Raw genomic sequence first — 19,200 nt, forward strand, 5'->3', positions numbered from 1 at the left:
TGTTTGACAGGCAATCCCGCAGTGCGGAACCAACAATGGATAAAGTATGAAGAACTGGAGAATGCTGATTCTTGGTGTGGCAATCAGTGCCAACACCGCGTTCGCAGCACCACAAGTCGTTGATAAAGTTGCAGCCGTGGTCAATAACGGCGTGGTTCTTGAGAGTGACGTGGATGGCATGATGAGCACCGTTAAATCTCAGGCCCAGCAGGCTGGTCAGCAGCTGCCGGATGATAAAACGTTGCGCCATCAGATTCTGGAACGTCAGATCATGGACAACATCATTCTGCAGATGGGTGATAAAGCGGGAATTCAGATCAGCGACGAGCAGCTGGACCAGGCTATTCAGAACATCGCTGCGCAGAACAAGATGAGCCTTGATCAGCTGCGTAGCCGTCTGGCTTATGACGGCATGAACTACAGCGTGTATCGTTCTCAGATCCGCAAAGAGATGACTATCGCCGAAGTGCGCAACAACGAAGTGCGTCGTCGTGTCACGATTCTGCCGCAGGAAGTGGATACGCTTGCTACGCAGATCGGCTCTCAGAACAGCCAGGGTACCGAACTGAACGTCAGTCATATTCTGCTGCCGCTGCCGGAAAACCCCACGCAACAGCAGGTTGATGAGCAGGAAACGCTGGCGAAACAGCTGGTTGGCGAACTGAAAAATGGCGCTGACTTCGGCAAGATGGCCGTGACCTACTCCGCCGACTCCCAGGCGCTGAAAGGCGGCAACATGGGCTGGGGTAAAATCGAAGAGTTACCGACCCTGTTTGCTCAGGCACTCTCAAGCGCCAAAAAAGGCGATATCGTCGGGCCGGTGCGCTCTGGTGTGGGCTTCCACATCCTGAAAGTGAACGACCTGCGTGGCGAGAGCAAAAATGTCTCGGTCACCGAAGTCCATTCGCGTCACATTCTGCTGAAGCCATCGCCGATCCTGACAGACGATCAGGCACGCGCGCAGCTGGAGCAGATTGCTAACGATATCCGCAGTGGCAAAACCACCTTTGCGGCGGCGGCTAAACAGTATTCTGACGATCCGGGTTCGGCGAACCAGGGCGGCGACCTCGGCTGGACCTCTCCGGAAGTCTTTGACCCGGCGTTCCGTGACGCGCTGCTGCGCCTGCAGAAAGGCCAGACCAGCCAGCCGGTTCACTCCTCTTTCGGCTGGCATCTGATTCAGTTGCTGGATACCCGTCAGGTGGATAAAACCGATGCGGCCCAGAAAGAGCGTGCTTACCGTATGCTGTTTAACCGTAAGTTCGCGGAAGAAGCGCAGACCTGGATGCAGGAACAACGTGCCAGTGCCTACGTGAAGATTCTGGATGGCAATGCGCAGTAACGCCCGTGTGGTGATCACGCCCGGCGAACCTGCCGGGATTGGTCCCGATCTTACCGTTCAGCTGGCCCAGCAGTCGTGGCCAGTTGAACTGGTGGTCTGCGCCTCGCCTGCCCTGTTGCAGCAGCGTGCGGCGCAACTCGGTCTGCCGCTGACGCTGCGGCCCTACCAGCCTGGTGGGGCAGCCGAGCCACAGCTGGCGGGTACACTGACTATCCTGCCAATTGAAACGGCAGCGCCGGTCACACCCGGCGAGCTTTGCGTCGCCAACAGCGACTATGTGCTGGCCACGCTGACGCGCGCCTGCGACGGTTGTCTTGACGGTGAATTCGCTGCCCTGATTACCGGCCCGGTGCATAAAGGCGTGATTAACGATGCCGGCATCGCCTTTACCGGCCATACCGAATTCTTCGCCGATCGCGCAGGCGGCCATCGGGTGGTCATGATGCTGGCGACAGAAGAGCTACGAGTCGCGCTGGCCACCACCCATCTGCCGCTGAAAGATGTGCCCGCTGCGGTAACCCGTGAATGTCTGCATGAAGTGATTACGATTCTGCATCGTGATCTGCAGCAGAAGTTTGCGATTGCCGAGCCGCATATTTACGTCTGTGGTCTTAACCCTCATGCCGGCGAAAGTGGTCACATGGGTCGGGAAGAGATCGAGACCATCACGCCGGCACTCAATGAACTGCGTAAGCAGGGCATTAATCTGACCGGCCCGCTGCCTGCGGATACCCTTTTCCAGCCCAAATATCTGCAATACGCCGATGCGGTGCTGGCGATGTATCACGACCAGGGCCTGCCGGTACTCAAATTTCAGGGGTTTGGCCGGGCGGTAAATATCACCCTGGGCCTGCCCTTTATCCGGACTTCAGTTGACCACGGCACCGCGCTTGAACTCGCTGGCCTGGGTCAGGCTGAGCCGGGCAGCTTCATCACGGCGCTTAACCTCGCCATCACTATGATCAAGAGCAGTAATGAATAATCGCGTCCATCAGGGGCACTACGCCCGTAAACGTTTCGGGCAGAACTTCCTGAACGATCAGTACATTATCGACAGCATTGTCTCCGCCATCCATCCTCAGCGCGACGAAGCGCTGGTGGAGATCGGCCCAGGCCTGGGTGCCTTAACCGAGCCGGTAGGCGAACGCCTCGATAAATTAACGGTGATAGAGCTGGACCGCGATCTCGCTGCGCGTCTGGAAACGCATCCATTCCTTGGCCCGAAACTGACTATCTTCCAGCAGGATGCCATGACCTTCGACTTCGCCGCGCTGGCGCAGGAGAGAGGCCAGCCGCTGCGGGTATTTGGTAACCTGCCGTACAATATTTCGACCCCGCTGATGTTCCACCTTTTCAGCTATACTGGTTCGATCAAAGATATGCACTTCATGCTGCAGAAAGAGGTGGTTAATCGTCTGGTTGCCGGTCCGGGTAACAAGACTTATGGTCGTCTGACAGTGATGGCGCAGTACTACTGCCAGATCATTCCGGTGCTGGAAGTGCCTCCGCACTCTTTCACGCCACCACCGAAAGTGGACTCTGCCGTAGTGCGTCTGGTGCCGTATGCCGAGCCGCCGTATCCGGTCAGCGATGTGCGTATCCTGAGCCGTATTACCACTGAAGCGTTCGGCCAGCGTCGTAAAACGCTGCGCAACAGCCTGAGCCACATGGTGGCCGCCGGTGCGCTGGAAGAGTTATCCATAGATCCAACCCTGCGTGCCGAGAACGTCTCGGTGGCGCAATATTGTCAGCTGGCGAACTGGCTGGCGAATCATCAGGGAAAATCGCAGGAGTAAGTCATGAGTGAAACGGCCCGCGTCTCCGTCCATGTGCAAAGCCAGTACGTCGCCTCACAATCCTCACCGGATGATGATCGCTACGTTTTCGCCTATACCATTACGATACGCAATCTGGGCCGTTCCTCAGTGCAACTGCTGGGACGCTACTGGTTGATTACCAACGGTAACGGCCGCGAAACGGAAGTTCAGGGTGAAGGCGTGGTCGGTGAACAGCCGCTTATCGCGCCAGGCAATGAATTTCAGTACACCAGCGGTGCCGTGATCGAAACACCGATGGGCACCATGCAGGGGCACTATGTGATGGTCGACGAACAGGGCGACACCTTTCACGTAGAGATCCCGGTGTTCCGCCTCGCCATTCAGACCCACATTCATTGATTCACACGCTTTTTGCCCGTTAAGTCGGGCACCTTCCTGATGGATAAAACGTTATGAGCACATACCTGATTGGCGACGTTCACGGTTGCTACGATGAATTACGTGCATTGCTGCAACAGGTCGACTTCAATCCTGAACAGGATACCCTGTGGCTGACCGGCGACTTAGTGGCGCGCGGTCCTGGCTCACTGGAAGTATTACGCTACGTAAAATCGCTGGGCGACGCGGTGCGTCTGGTGCTGGGCAATCACGATTTGCATCTGCTGGCGGTCTACGCCGGCATCAGCCGTAACAAGCCTAAAGATCGCCTGACCCCGTTGCTGGAAGCGGATGATGCGGATGAGCTGATCAACTGGCTGCGTCGTCAGCCGCTGTTACAGGTTGATGAAGAGAAAAAGCTAGTGATGGGACACGCCGGTATCACGCCGCAATGGGATATTGAGACCGCGAAAAAGTGCGCGCGTGAAGTCGAAGCGGTTCTCGCCAGCGACAGTTATCCGCTGTTCCTGGATGCCATGTATGGCGACATGCCGAACAACTGGAGTGAAGATCTGACCGGCCTGGCGCGTCTGCGCTTCAGCACCAACGCCCTCACCCGCATGCGCTACTGCTTCCCTAACGGCCAGCTGGACATGATCTGCAAAGATGCCCCAGAATCGGCGCTTCCGCCGCTGAAACCCTGGTTTAACATTGAGGGGCCGGTCGCACGTGACTACACCATCGTCTTTGGTCACTGGGCCTCGCTGGAAGGCAAAGGCACGCCAGAGGGCATTATCGGGCTGGATACCGGCTGCTGCTGGGGCGGAACGCTGACCCTGCTGCACTGGGAGACACAACGCTATGTGGTGCAACCCTCTAATCGCGAAAAAGCTTTGGCCTCCAGCGAAAGTCTGGCACCGCCCACGCTATAACGGCGATGCTGGCCATCAGGCCAGCATCCTGTTTTATGCGCCGATAATTCCGCCATCTTCACGGGTGATCATAATCACCGACGACCGCGGACGCGGACTGTTGTCCGGGAAGTGCGAGTCACCCTCTTCGCCGGGATGCTGCACATTCACGAACAGCGTTTTGTAATCGGGCGTGAAGGTAATACCGGTCAGCTCGCACGATTTTGGACCGACCATAAACCGGCGGATCTCGCCACTATCAGGATCACCCACCAGCATCTGATTATTCCCCTGCCCCTGATAATCCTCTTTGTTGCTGTATTTGCCATCGGTCAGGATCCATAACCGCCCCTGCGCATCAAACCCCAGCCCATCCGGACTGTTAAAGGTATTCTCCGCGGTGATGTTCGGTGTGCCACGATAGATCCCCTCAGGATGCGCTATCGGGTTGCCACACAGCGCATAGATATCCCACTCAAACGTCTGCGCGGTAGCATCGCCTTTCTCATCCCAGCGAATAATCTGACCGTAGATATTTTTTGGCCGCGGATTCGCTGCATTGACCGGCATGCCTTCATTTCCGCGCTTGTTGTTGTTGGTCAGGGTGCAGTAGGCACGGCCGTCATGCGGGTTAACCGCAATCCACTCCGGCCGGTCCATTCGCGTTGCGTTGACCACATCTGCCGCGGCACGCGCATTGATCAAAACATCTGCCTGGCTATTGAATCCCTTTTCAGCGGTGAGTCCATTTTCGCCCCACTTCAGCGCCAGCCAGCGCCCGGTGCCTTTAAGCGGCGTGCCCTGAGCATCGCCGTTGAACTGCGCCACATAGAGCGTGCCCTTATCAAGCAGTCCGTGATTGGCTTTAGCATCATCCGGAGTGACCTTGTCATCTGAGACAAATTTATAGATATACTCGCCGCGCTCGTCGTCGCCCATATAAACCACCAGCTGGCCGGTTTTCGCGACCGTCACGGCGGCATTCTCGTGCTTGAAGCGGCCCAGCGCGGTCCGCTTTACCGGCACGGAGTGAGGATCGAAAGGATCGATTTCGACAATCCAGCCGTGACGGTTGAATTCGTTGGGATTCTTAGCGATATCGAAGCGGGGATCAAAGTCGGCCCAGTTGCGCTCCGGCTCAGCGGCATTCAGGGTATAGCGCTTCTGCTGTGGGGTCGGCGTAAAGTCCGCCTGATGGGTGCCAAAGTAGGTGTCGTAGTTCTCTTCACAGGTGAGATAGGTGCCCCACGGCGTTTTGCCGTTGGCGCAGTTACCAAAGGTGCCCAGGACATGCATTCCCTGCGGATCGGCGGCAGTCTGCAGCGCTTTATCCCCCGCTGCCGGACCGGAGAAGCGCATCGGGGTATTGGCGGTAATGCGGCGGTTATAGTCAGAAGGACGTACCACCTGCCAGCGATTGTCCTCACCCCGTTTGACTTCAACGATGGAGATACCGTGCGCCGCCTGCGACTTTTTGACATCTTCCAGGCTGGTCGCTTTACTGCCGCCGTGGGCGAACAGCGTCGGCTCATTCACATATTCATTGTTAATCGCCATCACGCCGCGATGGTCATTAATCGCGAAGAAGCTCATACCGTCGTTGTTGTCACCGAACTGCTTTTCCTGGTCTTCGGCGCTGTTGTTGCCCTGCGGATCAAACGCGGCTGCGCCATTCACCAGCGGATCACCCCAGGAGATCAACACGTCGGCGCGATAGCCAGGGGCTACCACAATCTCATCGGCCGTGGACGCGGCAATCGCCTGAAAGCCCAGCAGTGGGCTGCCCGCAGGCTTCTCCTGCGCCAGTGCACTGCCCGAGAGCGTCAGGCCGCCGCTGAGAAAGCCGGTCAGGCCGATAGCACCGGAACCGGCAAGGAATTTACGACGCAGTGGATCAGGCAGGCGGTCAGTGCTTAATGCGGAGAGTTCGATTTTCATTAGTGATTGCTTCCTTTGTGTCGATCCCAGAAAAGAAGCAATGCTAATGAATAAAGATGACAGCCAGGTTACAGCCCGGCAGGGGGGGGATTAGCGACGACGGTCAAGGATCTCAAAGCAGTAGCTGTGGGAATTTTGCTCGTCAGCGTCGTGGAATTCGCTGAACGTTGACTGCCACTCATCCGGCTCGTAATCCGGGAACTGCGTATCACCTTCGACTTCCGCATCAATGTGCGTCAGATAGAGACGATCGGCACGCTTCAGCATCTGCTCATAGACGCGGCCACCGCCAATCACCATGATCTCTTCAGCGTCACCGGCTGCCTGTAACGCCTCATCCAGCGAAGTGACCCAGGTAACGCCTTCGGTGGTGCCCGGCTGGCTGCTGACCACGATATTCAGTCGGCCAGGTAACGGACGGCCAATAGATTCAAAGGTCAGTCGGCCCATAATCACCGGTTTCTTCAGCGTATGGCGCTTGAACCACGCCAGATCTGCAGGCAGGTCCCACGGCATGGCGTTCTCCATTCCAATAATGCGATCTGCTGCTAATGCCGCGATAAGACTAATCATGTTAACCACTCACTGAAAAAAATTGGCGCCATGATACGTAAAGGTGAAACTTTCGTCGATAGGGGGAAAGGTCTAATTGCGTAAAGCTTTTCATGACGTCGTTTTTCACGGCCTGTGCAGCGTTTTTCACCGCCTAATCGCGTCAGTTTGCCGCAGCTCGCCAGCGATCGGCCTCAGGCTGGCACAAAAGTCGTGCGCAAAAGAAAACGGCTCCCGGAGGAGCCGTCAGGGTTATCAGAAGTCGTAGCGCAGACGCACCAGATTCATATCACCCAGGTTATCGGTGCTGGAGGTAAACACATGTTCGTAATCGACACGGAAACCGTAGTCGAGGAACAGCACCACACCCAGACCGTTGTCGATGCGCTGATAATCACGGCCTGTCGCATACTCAATGCGATCACCCATGACATACGGCTGTACCGCTTTCAGACCATACTGCCCCACCGGAATCTTGTAACCGGCGAAATATTCAATGCCCCACGCGTCGCCGGCAAAGTAGTCATGCACATCTTTGCGTTTGGTGGTCATGAAGTTCTCATACCAGCCACCGCCGGCTGACAACGTCCAGTTACCTGGGGTCCAGCTCAGCGCGGTGCCGTAAATGTTCTGATCGTAATCGCGGCTGTCGCCGTTGTTCGGGTTACGCATCGCCGCGCGGGTGTAGTTCCACGCCGTGCCCCAGCTCAGATCGTCCGTGATGTGGTAGTCCACACCCAGCGAGCCGCCGCCTTTGCGCTTATAGCGCAGGCCGTTGCCTGGCAGATACTCGTTATCTTCGAACAGATAAGAGGCGTAAAGATCCGCATCGCCGAAGCTGTTTTTATACTTCAGCTGTTTGCGTGAGCGGTAAGATCCGTCGTAGTCGCCATTGATCCCGTTACCCGGAGCCTGGCCGACCATGTCGTAATCCCAGATATCGGTCTTGGCGCCCACGGTATCGTAATAGACACTGTTCTGCTGACCAAAGGTAAGCTGGCCCCAGGTTTTGCTTTTCAGACCGGTGTAGAGCTGACGACGCGTGGTGTTATTGGCACCGTCCGCATAGTGACGATCCCAGCTGAAGACCGCCGGGACGTTAACGCCCAGTTCGTAGTAGCTGATCCAGCTGACGTCATCAAACAGGTAGTAGTCAGCGCCGAAACGGAAACGGGTGCCGCCATCAAAACCGTCGCGCTTGTAGGATTTATCATCCACGCCGGTCTGATGATTGAACTGAGCACGAATGCTACCGCCAAAAGTAAAGTTAAGACGGCTAAGCGGATCGCCTGCCTGCGGATCCTGTTTTAACAGGGTAATTTCCGCCTGGCTGGCGAAAGGAAGAATTGCCATCAGTGCAGCCACTGCACTCAGAGAAAAAGTACGCATTTTCATTTTTTATTTATGTCCTGATACGCTCCAGTGATGAGCGGCAGGCATAGTACTGACGAAAAATCCGCACAGGAAGTGTTTATATTATAAATTTGTGCGAACCGGCCTTATTCGCACCTATAGCTAAAAAATTAAGCCAAATCAGTCACTTTAACGCAAACTCTTTGCTTTTTCTGGACCCTGTTTTCGGATTATCGCCAATAAGATGGTAAAAAAAAAACGGCTCCCGCAGGAGCCGTTTTTCACATTATATCGCCTTACATCGCCTTGATCTGGGCATGCATCTCCTGAACGGAGATAACCTGTTCCGTCGGGTCTGCATTCAGCGCCATCGCGGTGGCGAAGCCGCCGTTCAGCGTGGTGTCGTAGTGCACTTTATACTGCAGGGCACTGCGGCGAATCAGTTTCGAATCTTCAATCGCCTGACGACCCGCCGTGGTATTGACGATGTAGCTATACTCGCCATTCTTCAGACGGTCCTGAATGTGCGGACGCCCTTCGTGCACCTTGTTCACCAGGCGCGGATTGATGCCCGCTTCGCCCAGCACGACCGCCGTGCCGTGAGTCGCATCCAGTTCGAAACCAAACTTCTGCAGCTTAGCGGCCAGGTCGACAATACGTTTCTTGTCGCCTTCACGCACCGACAGCAGCGCACGGCCCGACTTCTTCATGTTGCTCTGTGCGCCCAGCATCGCTTTAGAAAACGCCTCAGCGAAGGTGCGGCCCACGCCCATGACTTCACCGGTAGAGCGCATTTCTGGCCCCAGAATCGGGTCAACGCCCTGGAACTTGTTAAACGGCAGCACCACTTCTTTGACAGAGTAGTAAGGCGGAATCACCTCTTCAGTGACGCCCTGCTCTGCCAGCGTTTTGCCTGCCATCACGCGCGCGGCAACTTTCGCCAGCGGGACACCGGTCGCTTTAGAGACGAACGGCACGGTACGCGCCGCGCGAGGGTTAACTTCGATCAGGTAGACTTCGTTGTCTTTCACCGCGAACTGGACGTTCATCAGGCCACGAACGTTCAGCTCAAACGCCAGCTTCTCAACCTGCTGGCGCATCACATTCTGAATCTCCTGACTCAGGGTGTAGGCCGGCAGTGAACAGGCGGAGTCACCGGAGTGGACGCCAGCCTGCTCGATGTGTTCCATGATGCCGCCAATCAGCACCCGCTCACCGTCGCAAATCGCATCAACATCCACTTCGACCGCATCATCCAGGAAGCGATCCAGCAGCACCGGTGCATCGTTGGAAACCGAGACCGCCGTCTGGAAGTAGCGCTTGAGGTCGATCTCGTCGTAGACGATCTCCATGGCACGGCCACCCAGCACATAAGAAGGACGCACCACCAGCGGATAACCCAGACCCGCGGCTTTCTCAACCGCCTGCTCCAGTGTCGCCACCGTGGCGTTGGCGGGTTGCTTCAGGTTCAGGCGATCAACCGCCTGCTGGAAACGTTCACGGTCTTCAGCACGGTCGATGGAATCCGGGCTGGTGCCGATGACCGGTACGCCTGCGGCTTCCAGCGCACGCGCCAGTTTCAGCGGAGTCTGACCGCCATACTGCACAATCACACCTTTTGGCTGCTCAATGCGCACAATCTCCAGCACATCTTCCAGCGTGACCGGCTCGAAGTAGAGGCGATCAGAGGTGTCGTAATCGGTCGAGACTGTTTCCGGGTTACAGTTGACCATAATGGTCTGATAACCATCTTCACGCAGCGCGAGGGCGGCGTGAACGCAGCAATAGTCGAATTCGATACCCTGACCGATACGGTTTGGCCCACCGCCCAGAATCATGATTTTTTCGCGATCCGGACTTGGATTGGCTTCGCACTCCTCCTCATAGGTGGAGTACATGTAGGCGGTGTCTGTCGCGAACTCTGCGGCGCAGGTATCCACGCGCTTGTAAACCGGGTGCAGGTTAAACTGCTGACGCAGCTTGCGGATTTCGCTCTCTGCCACGCCCGCCAGTGTTGCCAGCCGTGCATCAGCAAAGCCTTTACGCTTCAGGGCGCGCAGGAACGTCTCATCCAGGCTATTAACCCCTTCACGGGCAACCTGCTCTTCCAGCCGCACCAGTTCTTCGATCTGCACCAGGAACCAGCGGTCAATATTGGTCAGGTTAAACACGCCATCCACTGACATGCCGGCACGGAAAGCGTCTGCGATGTACCAGATGCGGTCTGAACCGGCATCTTTCAGCTCACGGCGGATGCGGGTTAATGCTTCCGGGTCGTCGAGGTGGACTTTCGGGTCGAAGCCGTTAGCGCCCACTTCCAGGCCGCGCAGCGCTTTCTGCATGGATTCCTGGAAAGTACGACCAATTGCCATCACTTCCCCGACCGACTTCATCTGCGTGGTCAGGCGATCGTTGGCACCGGCAAATTTTTCGAAGTTGAAACGCGGGATCTTGGTGACAACGTAGTCGATGGAAGGCTCGAACGAGGCAGGCGTTAAACCGCCGGTGATATCATTCATCAGCTCGTCGAGGGTATAGCCGACCGCCAGTTTGGCCGCCACTTTAGCAATCGGGAAACCGGTCGCTTTGGAGGCCAGCGCCGAGGAGCGTGACACGCGCGGGTTCATCTCAATGACAATCAGGCGGCCATCTTTCGGGTTAACCGAGAACTGCACGTTGGAGCCACCGGTTTCAACACCGATCTCACGCAGTACCGCCAGCGAGGCGTTACGCATGATCTGATACTCTTTGTCGGTCAGCGTCTGGGCAGGTGCCACCGTGATGGAGTCACCGGTGTGGATCCCCATCGCATCGAAGTTTTCAATTGAGCAGACGATGATGCAGTTGTCGTTTTTATCGCGCACCACTTCCATCTCATACTCTTTCCAGCCAATCAGCGACTCATCAATCAGCAGCTCATTGGTCGGTGAGAGGTCGAGACCGCGTTCGCAAATCTCTTCAAACTCTTCGCGGTTGTAGGCGATGCCGCCACCGGTTCCGCCCATAGTAAATGAGGGACGGATAATGCAGGGGAAACCGACATCTTCAGCCACGGCCAGCGCTTCTTCCATGGTGTGCGCAATGCCGGAGCGCGCGGTATCCAGACCGATGCTTTTCATCGCCACGTCGAAACGACGACGATCTTCTGCTTTGTCGATCGCATCAGCCGTTGCGCCGATCATGGTGACGCCAAACTCTTCCAGCACGCCATGACGTTCCAGCTCCAGCGCACAGTTCAGCGCTGTCTGACCGCCCATGGTCGGCAGTACCGCGTCCGGGCGCTCTTTTTCGATGATTTTGCGCACCACTTCCCAGTGAATCGGCTCAATGTAAGTCGCATCAGCCATTTCCGGGTCGGTCATGATCGTCGCCGGGTTGGAGTTCACCAGAATGACGCGGTAACCCTCTTCACGCAGCGCTTTACACGCCTGCGCACCGGAATAGTCAAATTCGCAGGCCTGGCCGATCACAATCGGACCGGCACCAAGAATCAGGATGGATTTTAGGTCTGTACGTTTTGGCATGAATTAGCTCCTGATTACTTCGCTTGCAGACGGAATGCGTCAATCAATTCAATAAAGTGGTCAAACAGCGGCGCAGCATCGCCTGGGCCCGGGCTGGCTTCCGGGTGTCCCTGGAAGCTGAATGCGGGCTTGTCAGTGCGGTGAATGCCCTGCACGGTTTTATCGAACAACGAAATGTGAGTTACACGCAGGTTAGCGGGAAGATTGTTCTCATCGACCGCAAAACCGTGGTTCTGCGCGGTGATCATCACGCGATTGTTATCGAGATCTTTCACCGGATGGTTGCCGCCGTGGTGGCCCAGCTTCATCTTCACGGTCTTAGCCCCGCTGGCCAGCGCCAGCAGCTGATGACCCAGACAGATTCCGAACACCGGGATCTCTGTTTTCAGGAAGGCCTGAATTGCGCTGATAGCGTAGTCGCACGGCTCCGGGTCTCCAGGACCGTTGGAGAGGAAGATGCCATCCGGATTAAGCTTCAGTACTTCTTCGGCAGGCGTCTGTGCCGGAACGACGGTCAGACGACAGCCGCGATCGACCAGCATCCGCAGAATGTTGCGCTTGGCACCGTAATCGTAAGCCACCACATGGTAAGGCAGTGATTCAGCGTCGGCCTGCTCTGGCAGCCCTCCCTCCAGCGTCCAGCTGCCCTGCTGCCAGCTGTAGGTCTCAGTGGTGCAGACCTCTTTCGCCAAATCCATCCCTTTCAGTCCCGGGAACGCCTGAGCTTTTTGCAGCGCCAGCGCGGCATCCGGATTATCGCCCGCAATGATGCAGCCGTTTTGCGCACCTTTCTCACGCAGCAAGCGCGTCAGCTTGCGGGTATCGATATCGGCAATCGCCACGATGTTGTTGCGCTGCAGGTAGGCGGATAAGCCCTCTTCACTACGGAAGTTGCTGGCAATCAGCGGCAGGTCACGGATAACCAGGCCCTGCGCATGAATCTGGCTGGATTCTTCGTCGGCGGCATTGGTTCCGACATTACCGATATGGGGATAAGTGAGAGTAACGATTTGGCGGGAATAGGAAGGATCAGTGAGGATTTCTTGATAACCGGTCATTGAGGTATTGAAAACGACTTCTCCCACTGCCGACCCTGTTGCCCCGATGGCCCGACCGTGGAATTGGGTTCCGTCTTCCAGAACCAAGAGCGCTGACTTAATCAAAACATCCTCCAGGGAATAAACAGTCACAATATCTGCATATTAATTCAAAATAGCCGCCTGAATCAATGCAAAAACCGCCTGAATTGTCGATTTTTGGCAAATTGCGCGCATTCTAATGATCGCCCTGGCCATTGTCTACCCTGCGGCGGGATTTTTTCACCCTTATCTGCCTTCTGAGGAAAATAACGGGCATAAGCAGCAAAAAGAGAGGAAAACTCGGCGGAATAATCGTTTGCCAGGCAGCGTAAAAGCAAAACAGAAGCAGCTCGGCCTTTATTTTTGACCAAATGGTCAAAAATAGCATCCGGCAGAGCAAATAAATGAAGAAAACAGGCAAAAACAGGAGTCAGAGGTAAATTTATATCTGGAAGGCATATTTCAGATAAAATTAAGGGCAATGAAAACATTGCCCCTTTTCAATCAAGCGATTATCGATTGAAACAACCACATCACGATGGTTAACAACACTCACAACATCGACAAATCCAGCACATCACGCATGTCAAACAGGCCAGATTTCTTATCTTTCAACCATAAAGCGGACTTAACCGCGCCATTTGCAAAGGTCATACGGCTTGAAGCCTTGTGGGTTATCTCTACGCGCTCGCCGATATCTGCAAACATCGCAGTATGCTCACCTACGATGTCACCCGCGCGTACTGTTGCAAAACCGATGCTCTGCGGCTGGCGTTCGCCGGTGTGGCCCTCACGCGTATAGACCGCATGCTCATCCAGTTTCCACTGCATCGCATCGGCAATCGCCTCACCCATCGCCAGCGCGGTTCCGGAGGGCGCATCCACTTTATGGCGGTGGTGCGCTTCAACGATCTCAATATCTGCGTACTCCCCCATCACTTTGGCAGCCTTCTCCAGCAGCTTCAGCACCAGGTTAACCCCCACGCTGAAGTTAGCGGCGAACACAATAGGGATATCTTCTGCCGCGGCCCGAATGGCCGCTTTGCCTGCTTCATCAAAACCGGTGGTGCCGATCACCATCGCTTTGCCCTGCTCACGGCAGATCGCCATATACTCCAGCGTGCCTTCCGGGCGGGTGAAGTCGACCAGCACATCAAAATCGTTAATCACCGCGCGTAAATCGTCAGCGATGATGATGCCATTTTTTCCGATGCCCGCTAATTCACCAGCGTCGCTGCCGGTCAGCGATGAGCCCGGGCGAGCCAGTGCCGCACCCAGTTCTGCGCCTTCTGCCTGCTGCGTCGCCTGAATCAGATTACGGCCCATACGGCCCGGCGCGCCCACAATAGCAATGCGGATTGTGTTCATATTTATTCATTCCTAAAACAAAACTATGCATCCAAAGCGTCATCAGGTTAACGATGAGTTAACAGTCACGCCACTATTAATCCGTGATAATAAGAATTTTATGCCAGCCGCCCGTGATTATCAGTAAAAGCAATCACCGCAGCAAATAACGGCTTTTTTTGTCAGATTCAAAAAACAAAAAAGGCCGAACAGAGTCGGCCTTTTTATCAGTAATATCGATGAGTTACTGCACGTTACGCACTTCGACACGCAGCTCTTTGGGCACTTCGAAGACAATATTCTCTTCACGGCCAATCAGCTCAATTGCCGCTTCGCCGCCCAGTTCACGCAGCCGCTGGATCACCTGCTGCACCAGAATATCGGGCGCTGACGCGCCTGCGGTGACGCCGATGCAGGCCACGCCTTTTACCCACTCTTCCTGAATATCATCCGCAGAGTCGATCAGCTTCGCCAGCTTACCGGCACGCTGAGCCAGCTCAGCCAGACGGTTAGAGTTAGAGGAGTTCTTCGACCCCACCACCAGCACCACTTCCGCATCTTTAGCCAGAGTACGAACCGCTTCCTGACGGTTGGTGGTGGCGTAGCAGATATCATCTTTACGCGGCCCGATAATCGCCGGGAAGCGCTGGCGCAGAGCATCAATGATGTCAGAGGTGTCGTCCACCGACAGCGTAGTCTGCGTCATGAAGCTCAGATTGTTTTCGTCTTTTACTGTCAGTCTGAAGACATCTTCCGGTGACTCCACCAGATACATGCCGCCATTAGGGTTGTTGTACTGCCCCATGGTGCCTTCGACTTCCGGATGACCTGCATGACCAATCAGTATTGCCTCAACGCCTTTACGGCTGGCGCGAGCCACTTCCATATGCACCTTGGTCACCAGCGGACAGGTAGCGTCAAACAGCATAGTCAGATTGCGCGCTTTGGCTTCGGCACGCACCGCCTGAGAAACACCGTGCGCGGAGAAGATCAGAATCGCGTTATCCGGCACTTCACTGATCTCTTCAATGAAGATGGCACCGCGCTCACGCAGGCTGTTTACCACGTAACGGTTATGCACCACTTCGTGACGGACATAGATTGGCGCGCCATACATCTCCAGCGCGCGCTCAACAATACTGATGGCACGATCAACGCCAGCGCAGAAGCCGCGCGGATTAGCTAACAGGATTTGCATCGTTGGCCTCCAGTGCGGGATCGATTTCCAGCACCTCTACATCAAACTGAATACGACGACCTGCCAGCGGATGGTTGAAATCCACAGTGATAGAGTCACCAGAGATTTCACGGATCACGCCAGGCATTTCACTGCCGCCCATGCCGCTGAACAGCATGATGGCTCCCACTTCCGGCTCACCCGCATCGATAAAGTCCCGACGCGAGAAATACTGGATCAGGTCAGGGCTGACGCCGCCAAAGGCGTCGTCCGGTTCCAGGGTAAACTGTTTAGTTTCACCCGCTTTCAGCCCCAGCAGTGCCTGCTCAAGTGCCGCAGAGAGGCTGCCATCACCGAGACGGAACAGCGCGGGCTTGCCGTTTGCACGGGTCGATTCCGCCGTCGAGCCATCTTCCAGCTTCAGCGTAAAATGCACCAACACCGCGCTTTCGCGCTGTACGGACTCAGTCATCACTTACCCTTTCTGTTTAGCCTGTTTGCCGTTCGGGCTGAAAAAGCCCTCCAGCACCACCAATGCAGCACCGATACAGATGCCGCAGTCAGCGATATTAAATGTAGCGAAGTGCCAGTTACCGACATAGAAATCGATAAAATCGACCACAAAGCCATGGTATGAGCGATCAAACAGATTGCCTATCGCGCCGCCGATGATCAGGGCATACGCGATGTTAGCGATCTTCTGACTGGCATGATTACGATACATCATCACGACCAGTGAGATCACGATAGCCAGCGCAATACCGGCAAAGAACCAGCGCTGCCAGCCGCCTTTGTCCGCCAGGAAACTGAACGCCGCGCCGTAGTTGCGCGCGTAGAACAGGTTCAGGTAGGGCATCAGTGGCTGGGTTTCATGCAGCATCATGTTGTTCATCACCCACTGCTTGCTGGCGAAGTCGACAACAATCACCACCAGCACCAGCCACAGCCAGCGCAATCCGGTTGATAAAATAGGTTTACGCATCAGGCAAATTCACGCTGTTCGCCGTCACCGGCTACGTTAGTGTAACAACGACCACAGACCTCAGCATGCTCAGGATTCTGTCCGACGTCGGTAGTGTAATGCCAGCAGCGCTGACATTTCTCGCCTTCCGCCTTGTGCAGCGCGATTTTCAGACCTTTCAGCAGCTCACTCTGCTGCGCTTCGTCGTTCGCCAGGGCGTAATCAGCCACCTGTGCGCCAGAGGTCAGCAGCACAAAGCGCAGCTCATTACCCAGCGCCTGCAGTTTAGCCGCCAGCTCCGGATCGGCATAGAGCGTGACCGTTGCTTCCAGTGCGCCACCGATACGTTTATCCGCACGCGCCTGCTCGATCACCTTGTTCACTTCGCCACGCACTTTCAGCAGCTCAGCCCAGTAGGCGTCATTCAGCGCTTCATCTTCAGCCAGGCCAAACAGCCCCTGATACCACTCTTCGGTAAAGACATACTGCGCACGTTCGCCTGGCAGGTAGCCCCAGATCTCATCCGCCGTAAAGGACATGATCGGTGCCATCCAGCGCACCAGCGCTTCGACGATATGCCACAGTGCGGTCTGGCAGCTGCGACGCGCAAGGCCATCGCCTTTCGCGGTGTATTGACGATCCTTGATGATGTCGAGATAGAAGCTGCCCATCTCAATTGAACAGAACTGCATCAGACGCTGGATCACTTCGTGGAAATCGTAGTTCTCGTAAGAGGCAACGATATCGGCCTGTGCCGCCTGAGCGCGACCGACGGCCCAGCGATCCACCACCACCATCTCTTCCGGTTTCACCAGATCGGTAGCCGGGTTAAAGCCGCTGAGGTTAGCCAGCAGGAAACGCGCGGTGTTACGGATGCGGCGATAGGCATCGGCAGAACGTTTAAGGATCTCATCGGAGACCGCCATTTCGCCCGAGTAGTCGGTTGATGCCACCCACAGGCGCAGAATATCGGCGCCCAGTTTGTTCATCACATCCTGCGGCGCAACCGTGTTACCGATCGATTTCGACATCTTGCGGCCCTGACCATCCACGGTGAAACCGTGCGTCAGTACCTGACGATAAGGCGCTTTGCCCTTCATCGCCGTGGAGATCATCAGCGAGGACATAAACCAGCCGCGATGCTGATCGGACCCTTCCAGATAAAGGTCAGGCGCATGTCCGCCAAATTCCGGACGCGCATCAACCACGGAATAGCTGGTTGAACCGGAGTCAAACCAGACATCCAGCGTATCCGGCACTTTTACGTAATGATCGGCATCATCGCCCATCAGCTCGCGCGGATCGAGATCCCACCAGGCCTGAATCCCCTCCTGCTCAACGCGCTGCGCCACTTTCTCCATCAGCGCCAGCGTGTCCGGGTGCAGCTCTTCGCTCTCTTTATGAACGAACAGCGCCATCGGTACGCCCCAGGTACGCTGACGAGAGATACACCAGTCGGGACGGTTCGCCACCATCGATTCGATACGCGCCTGGCCCCAGTCCGGGATCCACTGCACGCCTTTGATCTCCTTCAGCGACTGCGCACGCAATCCTTTCTGATCCATGCTGATGAACCATTGCGGCGTGGCGCGGAAGATGATCGGCGTTTTATGGCGCCAGCAGTGCGGGTAGCTGTGCAGCAGTTTCTCAACGTGCAGCAGCGCGCCCTTCTCTTTCAGCAGCTCAACGATCATGTCGTTGGCTTTAAAGACATTGACCCCATCCAGCGTTGGATAGGTGCCTGGCAGATAGCGGCCATCCGGTCCGACCGGATTGGCGGTTTCGATGCCATATTTCTGACCGATAACATAGTCATCCGGGCCGTGGCCAGGTGCCGTGTGGACTGCACCGGTACCCGCTTCCAGGGTGACGTGATCGCCCAGCACCACCAGCGACTCAAGCGCCAGGAACGGATGCTGGAATTTCTGCAGCTCCAGCGCCGCGCCTTTACATTCGCCCAGTACCTGCCATTCGCTGACGCCCGCGTGCTTCATCACGCTCTCGACCAGATCTTTTGCCAGGATCAGCGCGCGACCGTCGATCTGCAGCAGCTGATACTCAAATTCCGCGTTTAACGAGATGGCACGGTTAGCCGGCAGCGTCCACGGTGTCGTCGTCCAGATCACCAGTGAAATCGGACCATTAACCTGTGCCACACCAAACGCCTGACGCACCGCGTCGGCATCAATGGCGTTGAACATCACATCAATCGACGGTGACGTTTTGTCGTAATACTCCACTTCCGCTTCTGCTAAGGCAGAACGGCAATCCAGACACCAGTGCACGGGCTTCGCGCCTTTGTGCAGGTGGCCGTTGCCGATGATTTTACTCAGCGCACGAATGATGTTGGCTTCGGTACCGAAATCCATGGTCAGGTAAGGACGATCCCAGTCGCCCAGCACGCCCAGACGGATAAAGTCTGCCTTCTGGCCTTCAACCTGTTCCGCGGCATATTTGCGGCACGCTTCGCGGAATTCAGCAGCGGTGACTTTCTCGCCTGGCTTGCCGATCATCTGCTCAACTTTGTGTTCGATTGGCAGACCGTGACAGTCCCAGCCCGGCACATACGGCGAGTCATAACCCGCCATGCCTTTCGACTTAACGATAATGTCTTTCAGAATCTTGTTAACGGAGTGACCAATATGAATGCTGCCGTTCGCATACGGAGGGCCATCATGCAGGATAAAGGTTTTTTTCCCTTTTTTGGCTTCGCGGATGATGCCGTACAGGTTGTCGGCATACCAGCGTTGCAACATTCCCGGTTCGCGTTTGGCCAGATCGCCACGCATCGGGAATCCCGTTTCCGGCAAATTCAGGGTAGATTTATAGTCACTCATCAGATTCTCGATTCCGTTTTTCG

16 protein-coding genes are annotated in these 19,200 nt (G+C 55.8%); 5 read left to right on the forward strand and 11 right to left on the reverse strand.

Annotated features, from left to right (window positions below; genetic code table 11):
• Positions 1 to 46 precede the first annotated feature (46 nt).
• The 5 genes from surA to apaH are packed head-to-tail and all read left to right on the forward strand — an operon-like array spanning position 47 to position 4,430.
• Positions 47 to 1,342 (forward strand): peptidylprolyl isomerase SurA, encoded by a 1,296-nt coding sequence (surA, locus tag OK412_RS14785; RefSeq protein WP_010253800.1) that lies wholly within the window; start codon positions 47 to 49, stop codon positions 1,340 to 1,342.
• Entirely contained in the window at positions 1,332 to 2,324 is a 993-nt protein-coding gene (gene pdxA / locus OK412_RS14790; RefSeq protein ID WP_033756915.1) for a 4-hydroxythreonine-4-phosphate dehydrogenase PdxA, read from the forward strand. The genes surA and pdxA overlap by 11 nt, the downstream gene beginning before the upstream one ends.
• Positions 2,317 to 3,138: a 16S rRNA (adenine(1518)-N(6)/adenine(1519)-N(6))-dimethyltransferase RsmA gene (gene rsmA, locus OK412_RS14795; protein WP_003854805.1), complete on the forward strand. Its 822-nt coding sequence runs from the start codon at positions 2,317 to 2,319 to the stop codon at positions 3,136 to 3,138. The genes pdxA and rsmA overlap by 8 nt, the downstream gene beginning before the upstream one ends.
• Positions 3,139 to 3,141: 3 nt before the next feature.
• On the forward strand, positions 3,142 to 3,519 hold the full coding sequence (apaG, locus tag OK412_RS14800; RefSeq protein ID WP_003854807.1) for a Co2+/Mg2+ efflux protein ApaG: 378 nt from the start codon (positions 3,142 to 3,144) through the stop codon (positions 3,517 to 3,519).
• 53 nt (positions 3,520 to 3,572) lie between these two features.
• The gene (apaH, locus tag OK412_RS14805) at positions 3,573 to 4,430 is read left to right on the forward strand and encodes a bis(5'-nucleosyl)-tetraphosphatase (symmetrical) ApaH (RefSeq protein WP_033787393.1); all 858 of its coding nucleotides are present in this window, start codon (positions 3,573 to 3,575) and stop codon (positions 4,428 to 4,430) included.
• 33 nt (positions 4,431 to 4,463) lie between these two features.
• On the opposite strand, the gene OK412_RS14810 is transcribed toward apaH, so the two are convergent.
• From OK412_RS14810 to ileS, 11 genes are all read right to left on the reverse strand, one after another.
• Positions 4,464 to 6,347, reverse strand: a complete 1,884-nt coding sequence (locus OK412_RS14810) for a PhoX family protein (RefSeq protein ID WP_010253756.1) — start codon at positions 6,345 to 6,347, stop codon at positions 4,464 to 4,466.
• A 90-nt stretch (positions 6,348 to 6,437) separates the two neighbouring features.
• Positions 6,438 to 6,920: a type 3 dihydrofolate reductase gene (gene folA, locus OK412_RS14815; RefSeq protein WP_010253752.1), complete on the reverse strand. Its 483-nt coding sequence runs from the start codon at positions 6,918 to 6,920 to the stop codon at positions 6,438 to 6,440.
• Positions 6,921 to 7,154: 234 nt separating this feature from the next.
• Positions 7,155 to 8,294 carry a porin gene (locus OK412_RS14820; protein ID WP_010253747.1) on the reverse strand — a complete coding sequence of 380 codons (1,140 nt, stop codon included), beginning with the start codon at positions 8,292 to 8,294 and terminating at the stop codon, positions 7,155 to 7,157.
• 254 nt (positions 8,295 to 8,548) lie between these two features.
• Positions 8,549 to 11,776 (reverse strand): carbamoyl-phosphate synthase large subunit, encoded by a 3,228-nt coding sequence (gene carB, locus OK412_RS14825; protein ID WP_010253739.1) that lies wholly within the window; start codon positions 11,774 to 11,776, stop codon positions 8,549 to 8,551.
• Positions 11,777 to 11,790: 14 nt separating this feature from the next.
• Positions 11,791 to 12,939, reverse strand: coding sequence for a glutamine-hydrolyzing carbamoyl-phosphate synthase small subunit (gene carA, locus OK412_RS14830; RefSeq protein ID WP_010253731.1), 1,149 nt, complete (start codon positions 12,937 to 12,939; stop codon positions 11,791 to 11,793).
• 62 nt (positions 12,940 to 13,001) lie between these two features.
• Entirely contained in the window at positions 13,002 to 13,346 is a 345-nt protein-coding gene (locus OK412_RS14835) for a hypothetical protein (protein WP_264353289.1), read from the reverse strand.
• A gap of 61 nt (positions 13,347 to 13,407) precedes the next feature.
• Positions 13,408 to 14,223 (reverse strand): 4-hydroxy-tetrahydrodipicolinate reductase, encoded by an 816-nt coding sequence (gene dapB, locus OK412_RS14840; protein WP_010253726.1) that lies wholly within the window; start codon positions 14,221 to 14,223, stop codon positions 13,408 to 13,410.
• A gap of 223 nt (positions 14,224 to 14,446) precedes the next feature.
• Positions 14,447 to 15,400, reverse strand: coding sequence for a 4-hydroxy-3-methylbut-2-enyl diphosphate reductase (gene ispH / locus OK412_RS14845; RefSeq protein ID WP_010253724.1), 954 nt, complete (start codon positions 15,398 to 15,400; stop codon positions 14,447 to 14,449).
• The gene (gene fkpB / locus OK412_RS14850; RefSeq protein WP_010253720.1) at positions 15,381 to 15,851 is read right to left on the reverse strand and encodes an FKBP-type peptidyl-prolyl cis-trans isomerase; all 471 of its coding nucleotides are present in this window, start codon (positions 15,849 to 15,851) and stop codon (positions 15,381 to 15,383) included. Before fkpB ends, ispH begins: the two co-directional genes overlap by 20 nt.
• A 3-nt stretch (positions 15,852 to 15,854) precedes the next feature.
• On the reverse strand, positions 15,855 to 16,361 hold the full coding sequence (gene lspA / locus OK412_RS14855; RefSeq protein ID WP_264353290.1) for a signal peptidase II: 507 nt from the start codon (positions 16,359 to 16,361) through the stop codon (positions 15,855 to 15,857).
• A complete protein-coding gene (ileS, locus tag OK412_RS14860; RefSeq protein WP_264353291.1) occupies positions 16,361 to 19,177 on the reverse strand; it encodes an isoleucine--tRNA ligase in 2,817 nt (938 codons plus the stop codon). The genes lspA and ileS overlap by 1 nt, the downstream gene beginning before the upstream one ends.
• Between the last annotated feature and the right edge of the window lie 23 nt (positions 19,178 to 19,200).

The organism is Pantoea sp. JV6, assembly GCF_025910055.1.
GTDB lineage: Bacteria > Pseudomonadota > Gammaproteobacteria > Enterobacterales > Enterobacteriaceae > Pantoea > Pantoea agglomerans.